1 protein-coding gene and 1 rRNA gene are annotated in these 1719 nt (G+C 33.4%); both read right to left on the reverse strand.

The features are described 5' to 3' along the window. Positions 1-480 precede the first annotated feature (480 nt). Complete coding sequence (locus BM350_RS25900) at positions 481-1389, reverse strand: DMT family transporter (RefSeq protein WP_090920745.1); 909 nt, start codon at positions 1387-1389, stop codon at positions 481-483. Between the two features lie 238 nt (positions 1390-1627). Further along, positions 1628-1719: ribosomal RNA gene (gene rrf, locus BM350_RS25905) — 5S ribosomal RNA — on the reverse strand; the annotation flags it as partial.

Consider the following 1719-nt stretch of genomic DNA (forward strand, 5'->3'; position numbering starts at 1 on the left):
GTTTGTCTAGCATCATAAATAAAAATTGACGTTTCACGTTGTTTGTTTCGTTCAGTTTTCAAAGAACTTATCCGCCGCTCAAGTTGGCGACTTCCTTATGTTAACATCTCGGTTATTCAATGTCAACTAAGTTTTTTATTTTGTTATCGCAGTTACTTTGTTTCACTGGCGACTCCTATAATAATACACCCCTATATAGGGATAGTCAATACTTTTAATAAAAAAATTAATACGTATACCCTTTTTCAATCAATCACTTAATTTGATTGCTTCACTACATCATTGAGTGAAAATATGATCAATCACAATTCTCCATATATACTGTCTTCTATAACATTTTATCAAAAGAGAACACCGACCTCAATCATGTAAATAGCTTAATCCAATGATTGCTGAGACTTATTTCTTATATACATTTATTATGAGTTTAGTTTTAGTATACAAACAAAGAAGATAAGATAATTAACCTGCCTTCTTTGTTCATACACTACTATCAGTTCCTCTACCTACAGATTTTATTACAGCTCGCAATTTATTTTGATCCGCCCATACTACGCCAAGAAGAACTAAAATGCCACCTATCATTACTTTCCATGTTACAAATTCATTTAATAAAACAATAGAAACAAAAATACTAACTAGCGGAAGTGCATTTAAATACAGTCCACTTATTGACGCAGAAACTTCTTCTAACGCCTTATTCCAAAACCAATAAGCAAGAATCGTTGCACCAACAACAAGATACATAAAACTAAATCCTGTCTTCCACGTATTTAGTTTAGGCAGACCATAATAAAAAGCTTCCATAGCAGCAAAAGGGAATAAAATAACCGCTCCAATAAGTAATGTCAATGTTGTAAATACTTCATTCGATAGATTCTTTTCTTGTTTTGGTCGTTTTAACAATATTGTATAGTAAGCAAATAAAAAGGTACTACACAAAATAAGTATATCCCCTAACAGAGAAGCACTTTGAGTATCGTTATTAGATGGGATTGTAATACATACTACACCAATAAAACCTAATACAATTCCAATCCAATAATTGATGTGAATTCTTTCTTTTAAAAAAAGAGCAGAAAAAACAATTGTAACTAATGGTAATGCAGCATCAATAATACTGACGTGTAAGCCACTTGTTAAAGCAATACCATATGACGTAAACATAAAATAGCCCGCCACACCAGTAAAAGATAATAAACTAACCCTTTTCCACGGAATATCTCTATTTACAATACTTTTGCGTAACTGATTAAAAGAAAACAGCACACATATTCCTCCAGCAAAACAAAGGCGAAGAAATAATAACGTAAATGGCTGTATTGATTCTAGCACCCACTTCGTTGGAGCAATTGCTCCACCCCACAGTATAATCGCAATTAATAGCATACATATTCCTTTAATGATTTTCCCCTCCTTTCCCCTATATGCTTCCATACCATATGTAAATTCCCCTACCGTGTGCTATACTAAAGAGAATTATAGCTCTATATATTTGTAAATTATACTGTTATAAAAAACTCTTCAGTCTCTTCCTTCCTATATTTAGGTTCATTATTTACAATGATTAAAGCTATTTTTATGTACATACACAAAAAAGACGAGTCATACTGACTCGTCTCAAATTGCCTGGCAACGTCCTACTCTCACAGGGACAAAGTCCCAACTACCATCGGCGCTAGAGAGCTTAACTTCCGTGTTCGGTATGGGAACGGGTGT

Source organism: Bacillus sp. 103mf (assembly GCF_900116295.1).
Taxonomy (GTDB): Bacteria; Bacillota; Bacilli; order Bacillales; family Bacillaceae_G; genus Bacillus_A; species Bacillus_A bruguierae.